17 protein-coding genes are annotated in these 19,728 nt (G+C 37.2%); 4 read left to right on the top strand and 13 right to left on the bottom strand.

The window, feature by feature from the left end:
* Positions 1–138: 138 nt before the first annotated feature.
* The 6 genes from QWY93_RS11415 to QWY93_RS11390 form a co-directional block, all read right to left on the bottom strand.
* Positions 139–2,040 (bottom strand): polysaccharide biosynthesis protein, encoded by a 1,902-nt coding sequence (locus QWY93_RS11415; RefSeq protein ID WP_290248379.1) that lies wholly within the window; start codon positions 2,038–2,040, stop codon positions 139–141.
* Positions 2,041–2,252: 212 nt separating this feature from the next.
* Entirely contained in the window at positions 2,253–2,861 is a 609-nt protein-coding gene (locus QWY93_RS11410) for a sugar transferase (protein ID WP_290248378.1), read from the bottom strand.
* A gap of 9 nt (positions 2,862–2,870) precedes the next feature.
* The gene (locus QWY93_RS11405; protein ID WP_290248377.1) at positions 2,871–3,986 is read right to left on the bottom strand and encodes a DegT/DnrJ/EryC1/StrS family aminotransferase; all 1,116 of its coding nucleotides are present in this window, start codon (positions 3,984–3,986) and stop codon (positions 2,871–2,873) included.
* Between the two features lie 346 nt (positions 3,987–4,332).
* Positions 4,333–5,484, bottom strand: a complete 1,152-nt coding sequence (locus QWY93_RS11400; protein WP_290248376.1) for a glycosyltransferase family 4 protein — start codon at positions 5,482–5,484, stop codon at positions 4,333–4,335.
* A gap of 336 nt (positions 5,485–5,820) precedes the next feature.
* Positions 5,821–6,861 carry an outer membrane beta-barrel protein gene (locus QWY93_RS11395; protein ID WP_290248374.1) on the bottom strand — a complete coding sequence of 347 codons (1,041 nt, stop codon included), beginning with the start codon at positions 6,859–6,861 and terminating at the stop codon, positions 5,821–5,823.
* Between the two features lie 110 nt (positions 6,862–6,971).
* On the bottom strand, positions 6,972–7,511 hold the full coding sequence (locus QWY93_RS11390; protein WP_290248373.1) for an inorganic diphosphatase: 540 nt from the start codon (positions 7,509–7,511) through the stop codon (positions 6,972–6,974).
* A gap of 155 nt (positions 7,512–7,666) precedes the next feature.
* On the opposite strand from QWY93_RS11390, the gene QWY93_RS11385 reads away from it, so the two are divergent.
* Positions 7,667–8,374 (top strand): SIMPL domain-containing protein, encoded by a 708-nt coding sequence (locus QWY93_RS11385; protein ID WP_290248372.1) that lies wholly within the window; start codon positions 7,667–7,669, stop codon positions 8,372–8,374.
* A gap of 43 nt (positions 8,375–8,417) precedes the next feature.
* Here the strand turns inward: QWY93_RS11385 and QWY93_RS11380 are convergent, their stop codons facing one another.
* The 4 genes from QWY93_RS11380 to QWY93_RS11365 are packed head-to-tail and all read right to left on the bottom strand — an operon-like array spanning position 8,418 to position 13,428.
* Entirely contained in the window at positions 8,418–9,503 is a 1,086-nt protein-coding gene (locus tag QWY93_RS11380) for a hybrid sensor histidine kinase/response regulator (RefSeq protein WP_290248371.1), read from the bottom strand.
* On the bottom strand, positions 9,493–11,622 hold the full coding sequence (locus QWY93_RS11375; protein ID WP_290248370.1) for a 7TM diverse intracellular signaling domain-containing protein: 2,130 nt from the start codon (positions 11,620–11,622) through the stop codon (positions 9,493–9,495). Before QWY93_RS11375 ends, QWY93_RS11380 begins: the two co-directional genes overlap by 11 nt.
* A gap of 11 nt (positions 11,623–11,633) precedes the next feature.
* Entirely contained in the window at positions 11,634–12,335 is a 702-nt protein-coding gene (locus QWY93_RS11370; protein ID WP_290248369.1) for a hypothetical protein, read from the bottom strand.
* Entirely contained in the window at positions 12,325–13,428 is a 1,104-nt protein-coding gene (locus QWY93_RS11365; RefSeq protein ID WP_290248368.1) for a ThiF family adenylyltransferase, read from the bottom strand. Before QWY93_RS11365 ends, QWY93_RS11370 begins: the two co-directional genes overlap by 11 nt.
* Before the next feature lie 264 nt (positions 13,429–13,692).
* Between QWY93_RS11365 and QWY93_RS11360 the strand changes: the two genes are divergently transcribed.
* Positions 13,693–14,166 (top strand): response regulator, encoded by a 474-nt coding sequence (locus QWY93_RS11360; protein WP_290248367.1) that lies wholly within the window; start codon positions 13,693–13,695, stop codon positions 14,164–14,166.
* Here the strand turns inward: QWY93_RS11360 and QWY93_RS11355 are convergent.
* The 3 genes from QWY93_RS11355 to porX are packed head-to-tail and all read right to left on the bottom strand — an operon-like array spanning position 14,163 to position 17,368.
* Positions 14,163–15,380: an alanine dehydrogenase gene (locus QWY93_RS11355; RefSeq protein WP_290248366.1), complete on the bottom strand. Its 1,218-nt coding sequence runs from the start codon at positions 15,378–15,380 to the stop codon at positions 14,163–14,165. The two genes, QWY93_RS11360 and QWY93_RS11355, sit on opposite strands and share 4 nt — an antisense overlap.
* The gene (gene tsaE / locus QWY93_RS11350) at positions 15,361–15,804 is read right to left on the bottom strand and encodes a tRNA (adenosine(37)-N6)-threonylcarbamoyltransferase complex ATPase subunit type 1 TsaE (protein ID WP_290248365.1); all 444 of its coding nucleotides are present in this window, start codon (positions 15,802–15,804) and stop codon (positions 15,361–15,363) included. The genes QWY93_RS11355 and tsaE overlap by 20 nt, the downstream gene beginning before the upstream one ends.
* Before the next feature lie 4 nt (positions 15,805–15,808).
* Complete coding sequence (porX, locus tag QWY93_RS11345; RefSeq protein WP_290248364.1) at positions 15,809–17,368, bottom strand: T9SS response regulator signal transducer PorX; 1,560 nt, start codon at positions 17,366–17,368, stop codon at positions 15,809–15,811.
* A 66-nt stretch (positions 17,369–17,434) separates the two neighbouring features.
* Between porX and QWY93_RS11340 the strand changes: the two genes are divergently transcribed.
* Together QWY93_RS11340 and lpxD are read left to right on the top strand one after the other, a co-directional pair.
* Positions 17,435–18,664, top strand: coding sequence for an HD domain-containing protein (locus QWY93_RS11340; RefSeq protein WP_290248363.1), 1,230 nt, complete (start codon positions 17,435–17,437; stop codon positions 18,662–18,664).
* 16 nt (positions 18,665–18,680) lie between these two features.
* Positions 18,681–19,703 carry a UDP-3-O-(3-hydroxymyristoyl)glucosamine N-acyltransferase gene (lpxD, locus tag QWY93_RS11335; RefSeq protein WP_290248361.1) on the top strand — a complete coding sequence of 341 codons (1,023 nt, stop codon included), beginning with the start codon at positions 18,681–18,683 and terminating at the stop codon, positions 19,701–19,703.
* Positions 19,704–19,728: the final 25 nt, after the last annotated feature.

Below are 19,728 nucleotides of genomic sequence, written 5' to 3'. Positions count from 1 at the left end.
CCGCAAGATATAAAATTCTTAGAATTTCGACTTGCTTATAAAAATAAATTACTTCACTAAAAAAATAAATAGCTGTTAGTCAGCTTTAATTAATATGAAACAATCATTGAAATCCCACCTCTATATAACCAAAAAACGCTAATTCATCCTGTCCAGTACCTCAAACCTCGAAGTACTGCTGATAAATTCCGGTACAATGGCTTTTATATGCCTTACAATGTCTACTTCAGCATTTTGTTCCAATAATTTTTCAAAAATATCGATTTGGTTATTGACCTTATTATAAGGAATCGTCCCTATTTTTATCACCCTGATTTTTGGATGATGAGTTATGGAAACTTCCTCATTTACACCGATCAATTCTTCATGCAATTTTTCCCCATTACGAAGCCCCGTAAAAACAATTTTAATATCCTTCCCAACCTGTTTTTCATTTAATACAATCATCTTACGGGCCAAGTCAACAATTTTCACAGGTTCTCCCATATCAAAAATAAAAGCTTCCCCTCCTTTTGCCATGGCACCTGCCTCCAAAATCAATTGGCAAGCTTCCCCAATAGTCATAAAATAGCGGGTAATCAATGGGTGAGTCACTTTTACAGGCCCCCCATGTTCAATTTGCTTTTTAAATAATGGGATCACCGAGCCATTGGACCCCAAAACATTTCCAAATCGGGTAATAACAAATTTGGTAGCAATTCCCTTTTTGGTATTTAAATAGGCCCCAAGGGATTGAACATAAATTTCAGCAATTCTTTTGGAAGCACCCATTACACTTGTTGGGTTCACTGCTTTGTCGGTGCTTATGAGAACAAATTTTCCCACATTGTTCAACACTGACAAATCGGCCATATTCCTTGTTCCTAACACGTTACTTCGAATGGCTTCCTCAGGGTATTCCTCCATCATAGGAACATGTTTGTAGGCAGCAGCATGAAATACAATGTCAGGTTTGTAATTTTTGAAGATCTGGTCCATCTTTTTCCTATTCCTTACGTCCCCTAACAAAGGCCTTATGGAAACATTCCAATTGGTTGATTTAAACTCCTGTTCCAAATCATACAAAGCAGACTCCGCTTGATCTACCATAATCACCAATTCAGGTTCATTAAAAGCCAGTTGACGGCACAGCTCACTGCCAATGGACCCCGCAGCTCCCGTAACCAATACCACCTTATCTTTTACATGCTTATATACCTCAGGATTATCCAGAGAAATCTCTTCTCTGGACAAAAGGTCTTCAATTTTGATTTTCCTGATTTTACTTGCACTAAAGCCATCTTGGATCCATTCGTCAATGGAAGGAATAATCCCGACGTGAATATTTAATTTAAAACACTCATCGATGATTTCTCTTTTTCTTTTTGGAGAAACCCTCATAACAGAAATTACCAAATCAGTAATTCCATATTTCTCTTTTAGATACTTTAATTTATCAACTCCCCTGTAAACTTTAATACCATCTATCCTCGAACCTTCTTTTTCAGTATCATCATCCAAAAAAGCATGAATTTTTTGCCTTTTCCCCCCTTCCCTTAGAAGTACAGTTTTGGATAAACTTCCGGCTTCCCCAGCTCCAAAAATCACAATATTCTTTTGGGGATATTGACCGGAACAATAAAAATTATAGATTTCTTTGCCCAATAACCTGTACAAAACCAAACCAAAAAAAGAGGTCAATGAGGCTATAACCAATACAGATAAGGGAAGAAAATCCCTATTGAGATAGAATTCATTAATAAAATAATCCCCCATCAAAACAAGGGCCATGGTGAGGACTACTATTTTGATAACTATCACACTATTATTCAACCCTGTCCTACTGATAATTCCTTTTTGGCCACTTATGGCCCTAATAGAGACGGAGCCCACACCAGCATAAAACAGCCCTGCTTCTAGCACCTGATAATTGGCCATTAATTCCATTTCAAAGTTTAGCCTGATAAAAAAGCCTAAAACAACAGATTGGAAAAGAATGGAAAAATCAAATATTTTGATAATCCATTTTGGCATAGTTGATAGTTTCTTTAAAAATTCCATAAGCGGAGGATTAAGCTAACAATACCATTAATCTAATATAAAAAATTCAACCCTATACATCCAAACAAAACGTAATTTTTATATAGATTTTTTTGTATTTTAAATCATGTTTTTTGCTAATCAAAACAAATAAGGGTGATTCCGGGTGACTTTTAGCAAATTGAAAATTAGGACTATGACTAATATAAAAAAAATCCATTTGCTACCGATAATTATTTATATCTTTTTCCTTCAAACTTCTTCACAATTCCTCCCTCCCCATAAATTTCTTTAGTATTAAATATTTGGATAAAGGACAGGATTACAATCCAAAGGTCAAGTTTAAGACTTTGTCGATTCACATACATTACATCATAATTAAATTTCTCCTCCCAAGATATCATGTTTCTACCCTTCACCTGGGCTAAACCTGTAATCCCAGGTTTAACCCAATGTCTTTTCACCTGTTCAGAGCTGTACAATGGTAAATATTCAACCAATAAGGGCCTAGGCCCCACCAAACTCATTTCCCCTTTGAGTAGATTCCATAATTGAGGCAATTCATCAAGGGAAAATTTTCTCAAAAATCGACCAATAGAGGTAAGCCTTTTTGAATCTGGCAATAAAATACCTAAGTTATCTTTCCTGGTATTCATAGTTCTGAATTTCACAATTGTAAATACGTTATTATCCTTTCCTATCCTTTCTTGCAAAAAAAATGGATTCCCTTTAAAATGAACTCCCAAAACCAAGATCAAAAACAAAATAAGTGGGCTCAGAAAAATAATTCCAAACAAGCCAACTGATCTGTCAAATATTGGTTTTATCAGAGTTTTGTACATCCTTTTGGGTTAGGAAATAATATTTTTTATTTGCTTTGCCACATAATTCACCTCCTCAGGGAGAAGTCCGCTCCCCGACGGAAGACATAGCCCTCTTAGGAAAAGATCATACTCTATTTGCTCGCCATAATAGGGACAATCTCTATAAAAGGGTTGTTTATGCATTGGTTTCCACAATGGTCTTGTTTCTATTTTTAACTCCCCTAATTGCTCTCTCAATCGCAATTGTAATTCCGGGCTTTTTAACAAAATCCCCGTAAGCCACCTATTGCTATAATTACTTCCCTCACCATTTTGAAAATCAATTGGGCAGGTCTCTTTTAATTCGGATTGGTAGATATGGAAATTTCTCCTTCTTTTATTGATATTTCTAGAGAGGAAATCCATTTGACCATTACCCAATACGGCATTTAAATTACTAAAAGCATAATTAAACCCCAATTGACTGTGCTCATAATGGGGAGCTAAATCCTTGGCTTGAAGGGCGAAAAACTTTGACCTTTCCAATTCTTTTTCGCTTTGTGTTAACAAAGCCCCTCCCCCACCAGATGTTATCATCTTATTGGCATTAAAGGAAAGTACTCCAAAATTCCCCAGGGTCCCACAATAATCATCATCATACTTAGCACCCAGAGCTTCAGCTGCATCTTCAATAACAGGCACTCCATAATGAGCTGCAATTTCCAGGATTTCTTTCATTTTGGCAGGCATCCCATAAAGATGAACAGGGATGATTGCTTTTACCTTTTTTCCTTTTTTAAGCCGGCCTTCTAATGCTTTTTCAAGGTATTTAGGGCTCATATTCCAAGATTCAGATTCACTTCCTACAAAAACCGGCCTTGCACCTTGATAAACGATCGGGTTGGCAGATGCAGCAAAGGTCATTGATTGGCAAATCACTTCCTCTCCCCTTTTTACTCCTGCCAATATCATAGCCAAATGAAGGGAGGCAGTTCCAGAAGAAAATAATCCTACAAATGGGTGATTTAGGTAATCCCTTATTTTCTTCCCAAAACTATCCACGTAACTGCCGACATACCCTACCTCTTTGTTCTCCAGTGCTCTAGAAATATCATCTTGAATATTACAAGATAAATCAGGTTCAGAAAGTTTAATCCATTTCATTTATAATAAAACTAAGGAATCGCCTTACAAATAAACAATAAAATAGGGGGATTTTAACTAAGCAAATTATTTTATTCAACTTTGATTTAAAATCTACAATATTTACAGAATAATCAACTTTTTTATCTATTTGAAATGGACCTCAAGAAATCTCTAAAAAATAAGTTTTATCAAAATTGGATTATTATTTTATGAAAATAATACCAAAATCATGTTAGTACAAATAAATAAAATCAATTTGACTCCCAAGTCAAGGTATAAAAAAATGAGGGGAATGGCTTACTAATTTTTTTTCAAAATTTGTACCCTTTGGTGAAGAGAAATAAGAATATAGCAGGGCCTTACATCAATTAAGGTTCACTTTTTCCTTTTCCAGGATTTTTTCATCTATATTGATTTTAGCCTTCACCCCATGGTATTTTTTCTGGGACAATACACGAGGAGAATCCTTTACTATATTCTTCACCTTTTTCAGGGTAACTTTATCCAATACAAACCCTCCAACAATTACCAAACCCAATATGACAGGTAGCATGATCATATCGGATAATGGGGACAATACAAACACAAGCCCGATAAAGAACACCTTAATTCCGCCAAGGATCAAGGCCACTTGATCATGCCTATACCCCATTCTCAAAAGAAAATGGTGCACATGGCTTTTGTCTGCAGACATGGGAGATTTTCCTTTTAAAGCCCTCTTGACAAATACCCTTAAGGTATCATAAAAAGGTACAATCATTAAAACCAAACCTGCGGTCAAGGGAGCCTCAAACTTGAACAAACTTTCCGGAACCACCCCATTAGATTTGATAAAAAGGATACACAATACTGATAGGGCAAACCCTAATGTTAATGAGCCGGTATCCCCCATAAAAATCTTAGCAGGATGCCAGTTATAAACCATAAAAGAAAGAATAGCTCCAACAAAGGTAAAGGCTATAAATCCATATGTGGTAAAGCCTGAATAAATAAACCAACTACCAAAAAACAAAAAGGATATCAGACTTAAAGTACCGGCCAAGCCATCCAATCCATCAATTAAATTAAACGCATTGGTAAGGCCTACAATGGCAAAAACGGTTAAACTGTAACTAAACCATAATGGCAATTCTTGAATCCCGAGAAAGCCATAAAAACTGGTTATTCTAATATCTCCCAAAACCACCACCGTAATAATGGCTAATAATTGCCCGATTAGTTTCTGATAGGCGGTGAGTTCAACCAAATCATCCCTCAAACCCAGGATAAACATAATCCCCATTCCTAACAAAAAAAACCGAATCTCTACCAATTGATTATAATTAAGCCAAAGGAGAATTCCTCCCATCAAAGCCACCATCATTCCAATTCCACCCATGGATGGGATGGATTCCTTATGGATTTTTCTTCCCCCGGGGATATCAAGTATATTCCCTTTTTTAATTAAAAATATTAAAAGAGGAGTTACTATCACCCCAATAAAAAAAGCGGTTAAAACAGAAAATATTAGTAGCATACAAAAATTATTACTTAAAAAACCAATTACTTTTAAACTTCAATAAAATCACTGACAAAATCTACAAATCAGCAACCCTGCCCCATTATTATTAATATAATTTGATATTAGGGGCAAAGATAATGAATTAATCATAATTTTTATACCCAAAATTTTCTTTAAGCACGCGTAAAATTCCCTATCGAAGCTCATTTCAAACCCCTATAAGCATTTCATAACACCAACCCTCAAATTCAAACCTATTTTTTCCCTTTTTATAAAAAAATCAAAATTTTCTGAAGTTCTATTATTTTATTGTTATCCATTCAATAAATTCGATAACAACACCTTCCAAAATCAAATTGTTATTGAAAGGACTAGGGTTATTGCGGAATTACTTTGGCTTAATTTTCCTGCGGGCCTTTCAAAATGAGGACCTTGACTATAAAAGGTTTTAAACTCCATTCTAGCCATTGCATCTTTAGTTAAATAATAATCTAGATTAATTGAATATCCACTTAACCTTGAAATATCCATCATGACAACCTTACTATCATCCCTAAAATACTCCCCCCTTAATCCAAGTGCAAAAGATTCAGTCAAAGATCTTTTTAATTGAGCCATTACCCCCCACCATTCATTAAAGGTAGAAAACGGATGGTCTTCCAGGCCATAATCCAACCTTATATTTCCGCCCCATTGCCCCCTCGAATATTGGATCCACAAATTATTATAAAACCGGAAAAGTTTCATGGTTTGAGGTGCCTCATTTCCCAAATAGTTATTATAGCTTATTTTAAGTTGATTGGATGGATAATAACTAACTCCTGCCCCAAGACCTAGAGACTGAAAACGATCCTTTTTTTGAATGTTTCCCCAACCATTTGTTAACCAAAGCAAAAATTCCCATTGTTTTAATTTTTCATAGGTCAACTTTGCACCAGTAAAATAATAAGGTGTATTTTCTGCCAATATACTGGGGGACAGGGAGACATTTTCCATTCCTATTTGCCCTTCCCCCCCAAAATGAGAGGGCATTATTCCTACATCCAGCCAAAAACCTTCACTTAACTTTACCCCCATATTAGCTTGATAAACCATTTGGGCCCAAAGTGGCTCTTCTTTCCGAATTTTCTGGCCAAAGGTCCCAAGCATTAGCCCTAAGTTAGCTCTTACATTTTTATTTTGATATTGGGACTGAAGATAGGCCAGATTGATATTAAATTCATTATGGCGATGGTAATGATTTATAAATGAAGGTTTTTCATGGTTATCAGGTTGATTAAAGTCATAGCTATAGTAGCCTTCCAAATACCCTGAAAACTGCAGCCCATCATCTTCCTGTGACCAAACCAGACCAGGACATATTACTGCAAAAAACAAACATAAATATTTCATGGATATTTATTTTTAATGGTTGGATAAGTTTTCACCCCTCCTAATCCAAAAAAATATTTTATAGCCCAAAAAAATATAAAAAAAGCCCGAAATAAAATTCGGGCTTAAAATTATTTTTGAGTTCTGAAATTTTTATCGTAGAGATCAATGCTTTCTTTTATAATCCTCATTGCATCTTCTTTACCCAAAAAGTCTTCTACTTTTACTTCTTTATTTTCTAATTTTTTATAGTCTTCAAAAAACCGATGGGTTTCTTTCATCAAATGGGGAGGAAGCTCGTCAATATCATTGATATAATTAACTGATTGATCATCAGCTGCCACAGCAATGATTTTATCATCAGCTTCTCCGCCATCAATCATCCTCATTACACCAATTACTTTTGCCTTTACCAAGGTCATGGAAGGAATGTCAATTTGGGAAATAATAAGGATATCCAAAGGGTCATGGTCCTCACAAAAAGTTTGTGGGATAAACCCATAATTGGCGGGGTAATGAACAGCAGAAAAAAGAACCCTGTCCAACATCAACATCCCTGTTTTTTTGTCCAGCTCGTATTTCCCCTTACTTCCTTTTGTGATTTCAATAACACCCATTACAAATTCAGGTGCATCTTTACCAATTTGGACATCATGCCATGGATTAATCATATTAAAAACTTTTTTTTGCTAAAATGAAACGGCCTGCAAATTACTGCCAAATACCTAGTTTAAAAAGTAATTTAGGGGATTTTGAAATATTTTTTTTACACTTTTGTCTCATTGATGCAAGTTTTACCGTAATAGTTAATAAATACCAAATCGATATGAAAAACATTATTTTAATTTTTACCCTGCTTTGTTCAGTTACTTCTCTGGCATATTCTCAAAATTCCCGTGAAATTGAAGTAAAGGGAACCAGTGAACTTTTAGTTAAACCCGATCAGGCCATCATTCAAATCCATCTAGAGGAAAAGGCAATGAAAGTGGCAGATGCCACCGAAAAGCTCAATGCAAAAGCCAGTGAAATCGAAAAAAAGATCCGTAAGGAAAAATTCAAGGATTATAAGTTTACTGCCAATAATTATTATGTCAACATCAACCGGGTTTACCGGAAAGGCACCTCCAAAGATAGTGGATATGTTGCCTCCCAAAATTTAAAATTGGAGCTTTATAACTTGGAAAAGGACCTTCCAAAAGCAGTGGAACTTCTCAATATAAGTAATGATTTAACCTTTAATGTTTCTTTTAGCATTTCGAAAGAAATGGTGAAATCCTATGAGGAACAATTATTAAAAATGGCTTTGGAGGATGCTCAAAATAAAGCTGACCAAATTGGCAAGGTGATGAAATTAGAAAATTTAATGGTAAAAAAGGTAAATTATGGGCACAGAGATAATGTAAACTATCCAAGACCTGTTCAGATGGAAGCAATGAGGCTCCAAAAATCCCAAGACCGGGAAGCACCCGTTTTTCAACCCGAAGAACAACAATTAACTGATGAGGTGTTGGTTACTTTTAGTTTTGAAAACTAATCCAACAATAAAACACAGCCCGAATTAATAGGCAGTGTTTTTTTTATAAACTAGGAATTTTGATTTTAAAGGTCGTCCCCTTTTCCAATTCAGAATCCACCTCCACTGACCCTTTTAGTTGTTCAATAGATTCCTTTACCATATAAAGCCCTATTCCAGAGCCCACATTTTTTTGAGTGGCCCGGTGAAAAAGGTTAAACACATCTTTTTGGTGCTTTTCCTCTATCCCAATCCCATTGTCCGCTATCTCAATATTGGCCACTCCATTTCTTACCTTGATATCCAGGTTTATATACTTCTCACCATTACCTTCTTTTTGGAATTTATAGGCATTGCTGAATAAATTATTAAAAATCACCCTTAGCTTTGCTTCATCAGATCTAAAGGCCTCCTCCTGTTCAATCTTAATATTGGTAGTAACCTCCTTTATTCCAATCCATTTGCTCCTGTAAGCTTCAAATTGTTGATCAAGCAACTCCTTAAAGGAAATAGAGGTAAGTACATTTTCAATTTTGGTAGACCGGTAAAAATCCAGCATTTTATAGATAAAATCATCCAGCTTAATTGTAGCAGAATCAATCATATCGAAATACTCTAGTATTGCCCTGTCATTTGTCTCCATTTTGGCAAGTTTGGAAACTCCGGAAATACTCATTAATGGTCCTCTCAATTCATGGGAAAGACTATAAACAAACTGGTTCATTTCAGAATGCATCTTTTTCAGCCTTTCATTCTTTTCTTGTAATTCCTTCCGGGTAAAATATATATCCGCAGCATTCTTTATAGCATTCTTTATCTGCTCTAAATTCCAGGGTTTATCAATAAAACGGTAAACTTCCCCCTTGTTGATTGCATCAATGACACTGGCAATATCTGAATAACCTGTAAGCAAAATCCTTATGGGATCAGGTTTAATTTTCACCAGCTTTTCAAAAAATTCCACCCCTGTCATGCAAGGCATCCTTTGATCAGCAATTACGACATGGACTTCATTCGATTTGGCCATTTCCAACCCTTCCTCCGCATTCAAAGCAGTATAAACTTTAAATTCCCTTCTTAAACTTGCCTTAAAAGAATTCAGGTTATTATGTTCGTCATCAATGTATAATACATGAATTTTATTGCTCATTACTATTTACGTTTTGATATATAGGTAATTTGATAATAAAAGTAGTACCCTTATTTTCTTCGGACACAACATTTAATTGCCCATGGTGGTTTTCAATAATTTTATAAACTATGGACAGCCCCAGACCAGTACCTTTTCCAACTGCTTTTGTGGTAAAAAACGGTTCAAAAATTCTTTCCCTAACATGAATTGGCATCCCCGGACCATTGTCTTCTATTTCTATTTGTACTTCATCCTCATTTGATGTGGTTCGGATAATAATGGTTGGTTTGGAATTGTTATCAGTTTTTTCCTGCAAAGCTTGAACTGCATTGCTTATTATATTCATAAAAACCTGATTGATCTTACCTGCCAAACATTCTACCATTGGAAGATGGCCATACTCCTTCTTTATTTCAATATTTCCCCCCATGGAATTATTTAGCAGCACCAATGTACTATTGATCCCATCATGGATATCCACCTTCTTCACATCTTGCTCATCTACCCTGGAAAACAACCTTAAACCTTTTACGATTTCTACAGTTCTCTTAGCTCCATCTTCCATACCCTTCAATAAAAGACCAATTTCTTCTACCAAATAGTCGAATTCCAAATCCTCTTCCAATTCATTTAATTCTTTTTTTGTGTTTTCTGTGAATTCATCCTCCCCTTTTTTCCGGTACATGTCAAGAATTTCAAGCATATCCTTCATATCCCTTTTTAATGGGGAAATATTGGAACTCACAAAGTTAATAGGATTATTGATCTCATGGGCAATACCCGCAGTAAGCTGACCGAGAGAAGCCATTTTTTCCTGGTTGACCAACTGGGTTTGGGTATTTTGAAGATTGAGTAAGGTTTGCTCTAATTCCTCAGTCCTCAACTTCACTTTTTCCTCCAACATCACATTTTGCTCCCGGACCAACCTTTCATTTTCTTTTAAAACCTCGAGTTTGGCATGTTGTTCTTCTTCTTTTTCTCTTTTGAGGATATTGATCCTGTCAGCCAATGCCAGGGAAAGTAATACTGCCTCAATTGCTGTTCCCACAAGCATCGGGATATTGCCATAAGATCCAAGATTTACAACCCCTAGGTTTTGGAAGATATAAATCATCAACCCAAACAAAAAACCGCCCCAGGCAATCAGAAAATAAACCGCTGGACGGTATCCTGTTTTGGCAACATATACTCCAACCGAAACAAAAGCAATTACTACAATAAGTCCATTCAGGTCCGTAATTTGGTAACTGACTTCCACCATCCCCAACAACCTGAGCACCAAGGCCAACAAATAAGAACCAATTATCAAGGGGAAAAACCGGTTTACCCTGGGCAAATAGGCTTTGGTTTTCAAGAACAACTGGATAAAAGGAACCACAAAAATGCTTGACATGGCTGTAAATCCAACAATACTCAGTTCGTACAATTTCACATTTTTATCCAGGAAAAAATAGAAAGAATGACCAGATAGGGATAATTGGGCCAGGCAAATAAATAAAATATAGAAACAATAATAAAAGTAAACCCTATCCCTAATCATGAAAAAAAGGATCATATTATACAGGAATAAGGCCAACATGATCCCTGCATAGACACTTGCAAAAAGTAATTTATTCCCCAGGCTTTTCCTAAAATCACTTTTTTCGTTTAGCCGGGCCCGAAACTTTAAGGGCTCTTTTCCATAAATCTTAAATATCACCCCAATTATATTTCCTATTGAATCCGGAAATTCAAAATTCGGGTTGGGTTGCATGAGATTATTTTCATAACCACTCGAGATCCCCCGGATTGCTCCTGGGACAACCACCCCATCATCTCCTAAAAAATAGGGTTGCACAACCCTAAAAGTCGGATTCTCAACTTCAAGAAAAAAACGATCCCTCAAGTTTTCTACCTCACCAATTTCCACATAAATAAATGTGGTATCTTTTTTAACACCAAGGTTAACCCCTGATTTTCCAGCAGTTTCAACTATTTCTGATTCCTGGATACCATCTTCCTCTACATGTTCCCAGTTAAGTACTTGATAATTGTTGATGGAATAATTTGAATTATCAAAAATGCTTAAAAAAGAAAATATAGCTAATGCTAGGAGTAAAACAAGGGAAATAACAGTAACCCACCCTCTATAATTCATCAATAAATGCTTCATTTTATTGGCGATGGAATTTGCAATTCAAATTGAACCTCCATTTCCCCTCTGGGGCCTTTTTCTTTTGTATTTAGAACAATATTGGAACGCAATTTAAAAATATATTCTTTTTCTGGGCAGGCAGCGGTAGGAAGATTAAAGACATCCCTTATCTCCAGAGCGGTGGCTACCAATCCTTCCTTGGGGTAATAAAACACTCCCTTGTCCCCCAAGCTTTCAATAATCTCATAACCAACCTTTTGTGATATCCCTAAAGTGGCCGGGGAACTTAAACCGAATAATCTTTTTAATTTTAACTGAGAGGTGATGGCAACTCCTACCCTAACCAAATATATACTACCGATTCCATAGCCTGCTACTTCCTTACTATTCCACAAGCCACAATACTCCGCCACTTCCAAATCACCAAACTGATCCATATAATTCCTTACACTAGGGTCCTTTTCTTCAATGGCACTTTCGAGTGGCAGGGGATAACCTTCACTTCGAAGTTGAACTCGGCCACCGCCCAACACCCTAAAATCATCCATCGATTCAAATACAATCAAGTAAACATTTGGATTTGCGGTCCAAGACCGATCAGCAGAGGTCACCTTAGTCACACCATAGGACTCCAATACCTTATGGTGGCCCATAATGTATTTTTCAGTGGCCCCTACATCCTCAACCGCTCTTACAACCCTTACCCTAACTTTCATAGGTTATTGATTGTAATAGGTCAACATCCAAATAAAACCTTCCTGATTTAAGTGGTTGGGCCAGTAATATAGTCCGGCTTAAATGGGCACATGCAGCTCCACCTAAAAAAACAGAACTGGCCAGCTGAGGCCAAGTCCTGATGGATTTGCCGATCTCCGCAAAACTTTTTAATATCCTAGGTGATAATTTTTTATATTCTATAATACTCATCATCAATTCATTGCCTAATTCAGGCAATTTAACCACCAGTTCTTCCTCCGGACCAAAATCTTCAACCAAACCGTGAAAAATCGGCCTTTCCGGCTCCAGATCAAACCTTTCAATATCCAACATTCCCCGATCACTTGTATCCATCAATACAGGTATTCCAAGAGATTTGGCTTTTATTCGACTTTTTATTTTTACAGGGATACTATCACATTCCTCCACCAAAAGGTCTAATATACCACCTTCTTCAAAAAAATCATCCATATTCCCATCATGAATCCCATCTTCAAATACCTTCACCTTCAAATAAGGGTCAATTTCAGCAATTTCCCTGGCAACTATCCAAGCTTTTTTCAGTCCGAGGTTTTCCAAACCTGTCCTGATTCTGTTCATATTGCTTAACTCTAATGTATCATAATCAGCAATCCTCAACTCACCAAAGCTCCGCTCCATAGCCAAACTCAACGCCACACTTTGTCCAACAGATAATCCAATCACTCCAATTTTTTTGCTTTGCAATATATCCTGTTCCTCTGGGGTGATCTTATATTTATTTCTGGAGGTACGGAGCCTGATAAAATCTGACTCCGGTAGGGTATGGACAAGTTGATTTTTCCAAGGATAAAATATCCAATTACCATATTCCCTATTAAGCCGTTCTTCAAAAAATCGTTTCACCTGGAAATCCAGTTCCTTTTCGGTAAAATTCTGACTGGGATGATCAATTTTTATCAATTCCGCAACCTGCCCCCTTATAGTGTCAACCACCTGGACGGCAGGATCATTTTGAAACTCCTCTAACAGACTAAAAGATTCCTCTGACTTGCCAGACAAAATTAAAGGCTCATAATCAGCACAAATGCCTTCTAACTTTTCAAAATTCATTTAATTCCACGGCTTTATGAATATATTAATATGGGTAAAGTTATATTTTTGCATTTATAATTTAATACAAAAGGTGAAATTTTATCACTACTCCCTACAAATTAAATTATTATTTTTGCTAATTTTATAATACAAGTCTATTTCAAGTGAGTGAATTGTTATTCCATTCAAAATCCTTGAAAGTTGATTTTTCCAATTCTATGTGGTAAAATTCAAGAAACTATCCCTAAAAACACAAATAAGTATGCCTAATTTCATTACCCAATGAGTGACGTTACAAATAATAAAATAAGGATACTTTATGTAGATGATGAATCCAACAACCTACAAGCCTTTAAAGCCACTTTCAGGAGGGATTATAAGGTTTACCTTGCTATATCGGCCCAGGAGGGGCGGGATATTTTGAAGGAGCAGGAAGTTGACATCATTATCACAGACCAAAGGATGCCGGAAGAAACTGGGGTGGATTTTTTGGAATCTATAATCCCTGATTACCCTGATCCAATTAGAATCCTGCTTACGGGCTATACAGACATCCAAGCGGTAATAGATGCTATAAACAAAGGTCAAGTTTACCACTACCTCACCAAGCCTTGGGAGGAAGAGTATATGAGGACCGTGATCAAAAATGCATTTGAAGTCTTGTCACTTAGAAGGGAAAACAAAAAGTTAACTGCCGACTTGCTCAAGGCCAATGATCAATTGGAATTTTTGCTGAGACAAAACTTGCTTTCCTAATACCTTGCTGCCAATAGCAATTGGAGTTCTTTATGGTTCATCTGGAATTTTCTAGCCAAATGAGCATTGGTCAAACTACCCCGGTAGGTATATACCCCTTTCATAAACCATTTGTAATTAAAAATCATTTCTTCCGACCCTCCCAAATCAGACATCTGAAGTAAGATTGGCGTAAAAATATTACTTAAAGAAACCGATGCAGTCCTGGATACCCTGGAAGCGATATTGGGGACACAATAATGAATGATATCATATTTATTAAAAGTAGGTTTATCGTGTGTGGTCATATGAGAGGTCTCAATGCAGCCACCCTGATCAATACTTACATCAATCAATACACTTCCTGGCATCATAGCCGAAACCATTTCCTCCGAAACGACGATTTTTGTTCTCCCTTTTTCTGCCCTTAAAGCCCCAATCACCACATCAGCTTCTTTTAATGCCTGCCCCAAGGAATAATTGTCAATAGTAGAAGTATAAACCTGTTGCCCCAATAGTTGCTTGATCCTTCTAAGTTTATAAATATGGTTATCAAAAATTTTTATGGAAGCCCCAAGCCCTAAACCGGTTCTGGCAGCATATTCAGCAACAGTTCCTGCACCAATGATTACAACTTGGGTAGGTGGAACTCCGGTAATTCCTCCCAAAATCAAACCTTTACCCTCTGCTTTTACATTTGTAAGATATTCAGCAGCGATCAACATGACCGTGCTTCCGGCAATTTCACTCATGGCCCGCACCACGGGCATTCCTCCAACTTTGTCTTCCAGGTTCTCAAACGATACCGCTGTTATCTTTTTTCTATTTAGGGCATGAATATATTCAGCTTTTTGTTTGCCCAATTGCAAGGCTGATATCAAGCAAGCCCCTGGCCTCATCAAATCTATTTCCTCCCCACTAGGAGGCTCTACTTTAAGGACTACCTCCGCTTCAAAAGCTTCATTAGGGGAATAAACAATTTTTGCCCCAGCATCTGAATATTCCTTGTCGGAAAATTTGGAAGGCCTACCGGTTCCAGATTCGATTACTACCCTTTGGTTATTATTAACCAAAAGAGCAACTGCTTCGGGGGTCAACACCACTCTTTTTTCCTGGGCTGCACTTTCCTTGGGCAAACCTATTAAAATAGAATGATCTGAATTCCTTACTCTTGCTAGTGCCTCCTTTGGATAAATCTTCGCTTCTTTACTCAACTCAGCAATTTTCGCCCCCATCTTGAACCTTTTTTATCGTTATTTCTCGCTTTTGATCGTTTTCCACTTTTATGGATATTAAATAAAAACTTTCCGGAATATACTCAGGAATTTTCTCTGCCCATTCAATCCAACAATAATTTCCACTGTAAAAATATTCATCCACTCCTATTTCCAAAACTTCCTCTGGATCCTCAATCCGGTAAAAATCAAAATGGTAAAATCTTTGTCCACTTCCATTTTGATATTCATTGATAATGGAAAAGGTAGGGCTACTTACCAGGTCCTCTACACCCATTTCATTGGCAATAGCTTTGATCAAGGTGGTTTTACCAGCTCCTAAGTCTCCCATAAAAACCCAGACATCCAACCCTTTACATATTGAGATTACCGCCTTGGCCACTTCGGGCAATTGTGCCTGATTTTCACAAATGATTTTTTCCAATCTGTTAATATTGCTTTGGTATCAAATGAATAATAGGAACAATTACCTCTTCCAAGGACACTCCCCCATGCTGGAAAGTATCTTTATAGTAATTTACATAATAATTGTAATTGTTCGGATATGCAAAGAAATAATCTTCTACGGCAAAAACATAACTGGTAGAAACATTAAACCTTGGTAATTTCCCCTCCTCAGGTTTACTGATTTCAAAAACCTTCCCTGATTCAAAATTGAGATTTTTGCCTTGCTTGTACCTTAAATTAGTTGTGACTTTTCGATCCCCGATAATTTTATAGGGTCTGTTGACCTTTTTTGTTCCATGGTCAGTGGTAACAATTACCTCATGTCCGGAATCTGCAATTTTTTTAAAAAGCTCAAATAAAGAGCTGTGCAAAAACCAACTTTCTGTAATAGACCGGTATGCAGATTCATCAGGGGCAAGTTCCCGGATCATTTTCATGTCGGTACGGGCATGAGACATCATATCCACAAAATTGTACACCAATACATTTAATTCATTTTTCAACATATTGGGAAACTGTTCCAATACTGCCTTTCCCTGGTTAGCATGCAAAATCTTGTGATAGCTAAACCGGGCCTCGACTCTATTTTTTTTCAGGTTAGCTTCCAAAAATTCTGCTTCATTATTGTTTTTCCCTTCATCTGTATCTTCCCCTTCCCACAGGTCGGGGTGAAACTTTGCCATATCTAAAGGCATTAAGCCACTAAACAGTGCATTCCTTGCATAAGCAGTAGTAGTGGGGAGAATACTATAATAAGTATCCTCAGTTTTGACATTGAAATAGTCACTGATCAATGGCTCAATGATCTCCCACTGATCCAGCCTTAAGTTGTCAATAACAATAAAAAACAGGGGCTTATTCTTTTGGATATTTGGAAAGACCTTCCGCTTTAATACTTGATGGGAGAGCGTTGGTTTTTCTACATCAGGGTCATTGAGCCAATCCAAATAATTGTCCTTGATGAATCTTGCAAAATTGGCATTGGCCTCAGTTTTTTGAGTATCCAGGACCTCCTGCATACTTTTATTTTCTGTTTTATCGATTTCCAGCTCCCAATAAGTCAACCTCTTATAAATGTCAGCCCATTCATCGTGGTCAATAGCGTCATTATAGGCCATGCTGATTTTGGAAAAATCCTGCTGATAGGAAAGGTTGGTCTTTTCACTGATCAATTGCTTATTCTGCAATATCTTTTTTACAGAAAGTAAAATCTGATTGGGGTTGATCGGTTTGATAAGGTAATCAGCTATTTTGCCTCCAATGGCATCATCCATAATATGCTCTTCCTCACTCTTGGTGATCATGACCACCGGGGTCTGGGGCTTCAGGATTTTGACCTGTTGAAGAGTTTCGAGTCCGGTCATTCCTGGCATCATCTCATCCAAAAAAATTACATCAAAATTGGTGTTTTCCACTTTTTCAATGGCATCATTGCCACTGTTAACAGTGGTAATATCATAGCCCTTTTGCTCCAAAAACATGATGTGAGGTTTCAAAAGGTCGATCTCATCATCAGCCCAGAGAATTTTAAATTTTTGCATATTCGATGGTTTAAATCTTTTAAATTTATAATTACTTTTGATTTTGATCAACTAATTCCTAGGCAATTGAAAAGCCACAAAATACTTAACGATCCAGTTTACGGTTTTATATCCATCCCCAGTGAACTTATTTTCACAATAATTGACCATCCATATTTCCAGAGGCTACGCAGAATCAAACAACTGGGTTTGACTGACCTAGTGTACCCAGGGGCCCTTCACACCCGCTTTCACCATGCCATCGGAGCCATGCACTTAATGAGCATTACCCTGGACAATCTCAGGAACAAGGGTCATGAAATCAGTAATGAGGAATATGAGGCCTGCCTGATTGCCATTCTATTGCATGACATTGGCCATGGGCCTTTTTCACATGCACTGGAATATACCTTACTTAAGGAAGTTCCCCATGAGGACTTGTCCTTACTTCTGATGGAGTCTATAAATTACCAATTAAATGGCCAATTGAATCTGGCTTTAAGAATTTTTAAGAATAAATATGAAAGAAAATTTTTCCATCAGCTGGTTTCCAGCCAGTTGGACATTGACCGTCTGGATTACCTGCAAAGAGACTGTTTTTTTACCGGGGTATCAGAAGGCACAATCGGAGCCGACCGGATCATCAAAATGATGAACATCATAGATGACCAGATTGTAGTGGAAGAAAAAGGGTTGTACAGCATTGAAAATTTTCTCAGCGCAAGGAGGTTAATGTACTGGCAGGTTTACCTCCACAAAACCACGGTAAGTGCAGAAAAGATGTTGATCAACTTGATTTCACGAGCCAAAGACCTGCAGCAATCTGGAACAAAGCTGAAAGGATCCGATGAATTCGTTTATCTTTTGGAAAACAATTTCACCCTAGAAGATTTTAAAGCTTCCAAGGATTTACAGGAAGTATTTGCAGGCCTTGATGATTTTGATATTTGGGGTGCCATCAAGCTTTGGAAGGGAAATGGAGACTACATATTGAGGAATATTTCAAACATGTTTCTTTTAAGGAATTTATTTAAAATAAACTTAAATAATCACCCCTTCCCAAAAGAAGAGCTCCAGGAAATGGAGCATCAAGCCTTAAAATCTTTAAAAATTCCAAAGGAAGACCTCCCCTACTTTTTTTCCTATGGTTCCATTAGCAACAATGCCTATGTTGCCAAGGAACGCATTTTGATACTAACCAAAAAGGGAAATGTAATCGATGTAGCGCAGGCTGCGGATTTACCAAATATTAAAGCAATGAGCAAAATTGTTAAAAAGTACTATGCTTGTCGTGCTAAAAAATTAACTTTGCGATAATTATAATTAGAAGCTCATGGAATTTACCGTCAGTCAGATTGCTGAACTTTTAAATGGAAAAGTAGAAGGAGACGGTTCCCGGAAGGTTTGCAGATTGGATAAAATCCAGGAAGGATCAGAAGGGGGCATAAGTTTTTTATCCAACTTAAAGTATGAACCCTTTCTTTATACCACCGAGGCCAGTGCGGTGATAGTGGGCAATGATTTTCAACCTACCAAACCTGTAAAAACCACCCTGATCAAGGTAAAAGACCCCTATTCCGGATTCACCCAGCTTTTGGAAGCTTATGCGCAAATGAAAAAAACAGCCTACTCCGGGGTAGAACAGCCCTCCTATATGGATGATTCCAGCCAGATGGGAGAAAATGGATACCGGGCAGCTTTTAGTTATATAGGCAAAAACACCAAAATCGGAAATCATGTAAAAATCCATGCCCATGCTTTTGTAGGAGATAATGTCACTATAGGGGACCATACGGTAATCCATTCCGGTGCGCGGATATCTGAGGACACCGTAATAGGCAGTCATTGTGAAATCCAGTCCAATGTGGTTATTGGAGCTGATGGGTTTGGTTTTGCACCACAAGAGGACAACTCTTACAAAAACATCCCCCAACTTGGCAATGTCATCATTGAGGATCATGTAAGTATTGGGGCCAACAGCACCATAGATTGTGCTACTATGGGGTCCACGATCATCAAGCGTGGTGTTAAAATAGACAACTTAGTACAGATCGCCCATAATGTCGTTATTGGAGAAAATACTGTGATTGCAGCCCAGACGGGGATTTCGGGATCTACAGAAATAGGCAAAAATTGTATCATCGCAGGGAAAGCAGGGATAGTAGGTCATATCAAAGTGGCCGACAACACTACTATTGGGGCTAATACCGGCATTTCCAAATCTATCCTGACCCCAGGAAAAACTATTTTTGGTTATATAGGTATGGATCTCAAAGATTTCCTGAAATCTTACGCTATTTTCAGAAATCTCTCCTCTCTTCAGGACAAAGTCAAAGAACTGGAAAAAAAACTATAAATTTGTGCCAGAAAAATTCTTGATG

Source organism: Echinicola jeungdonensis (genome assembly GCF_030409905.1).
Classification (GTDB): Bacteria; Bacteroidota; Bacteroidia; order Cytophagales; family Cyclobacteriaceae; genus Echinicola; species Echinicola jeungdonensis.
Note: the sequence above shows the minus strand (reverse complement) of the source record. Positions and strands in the feature narration are given on the sequence as shown.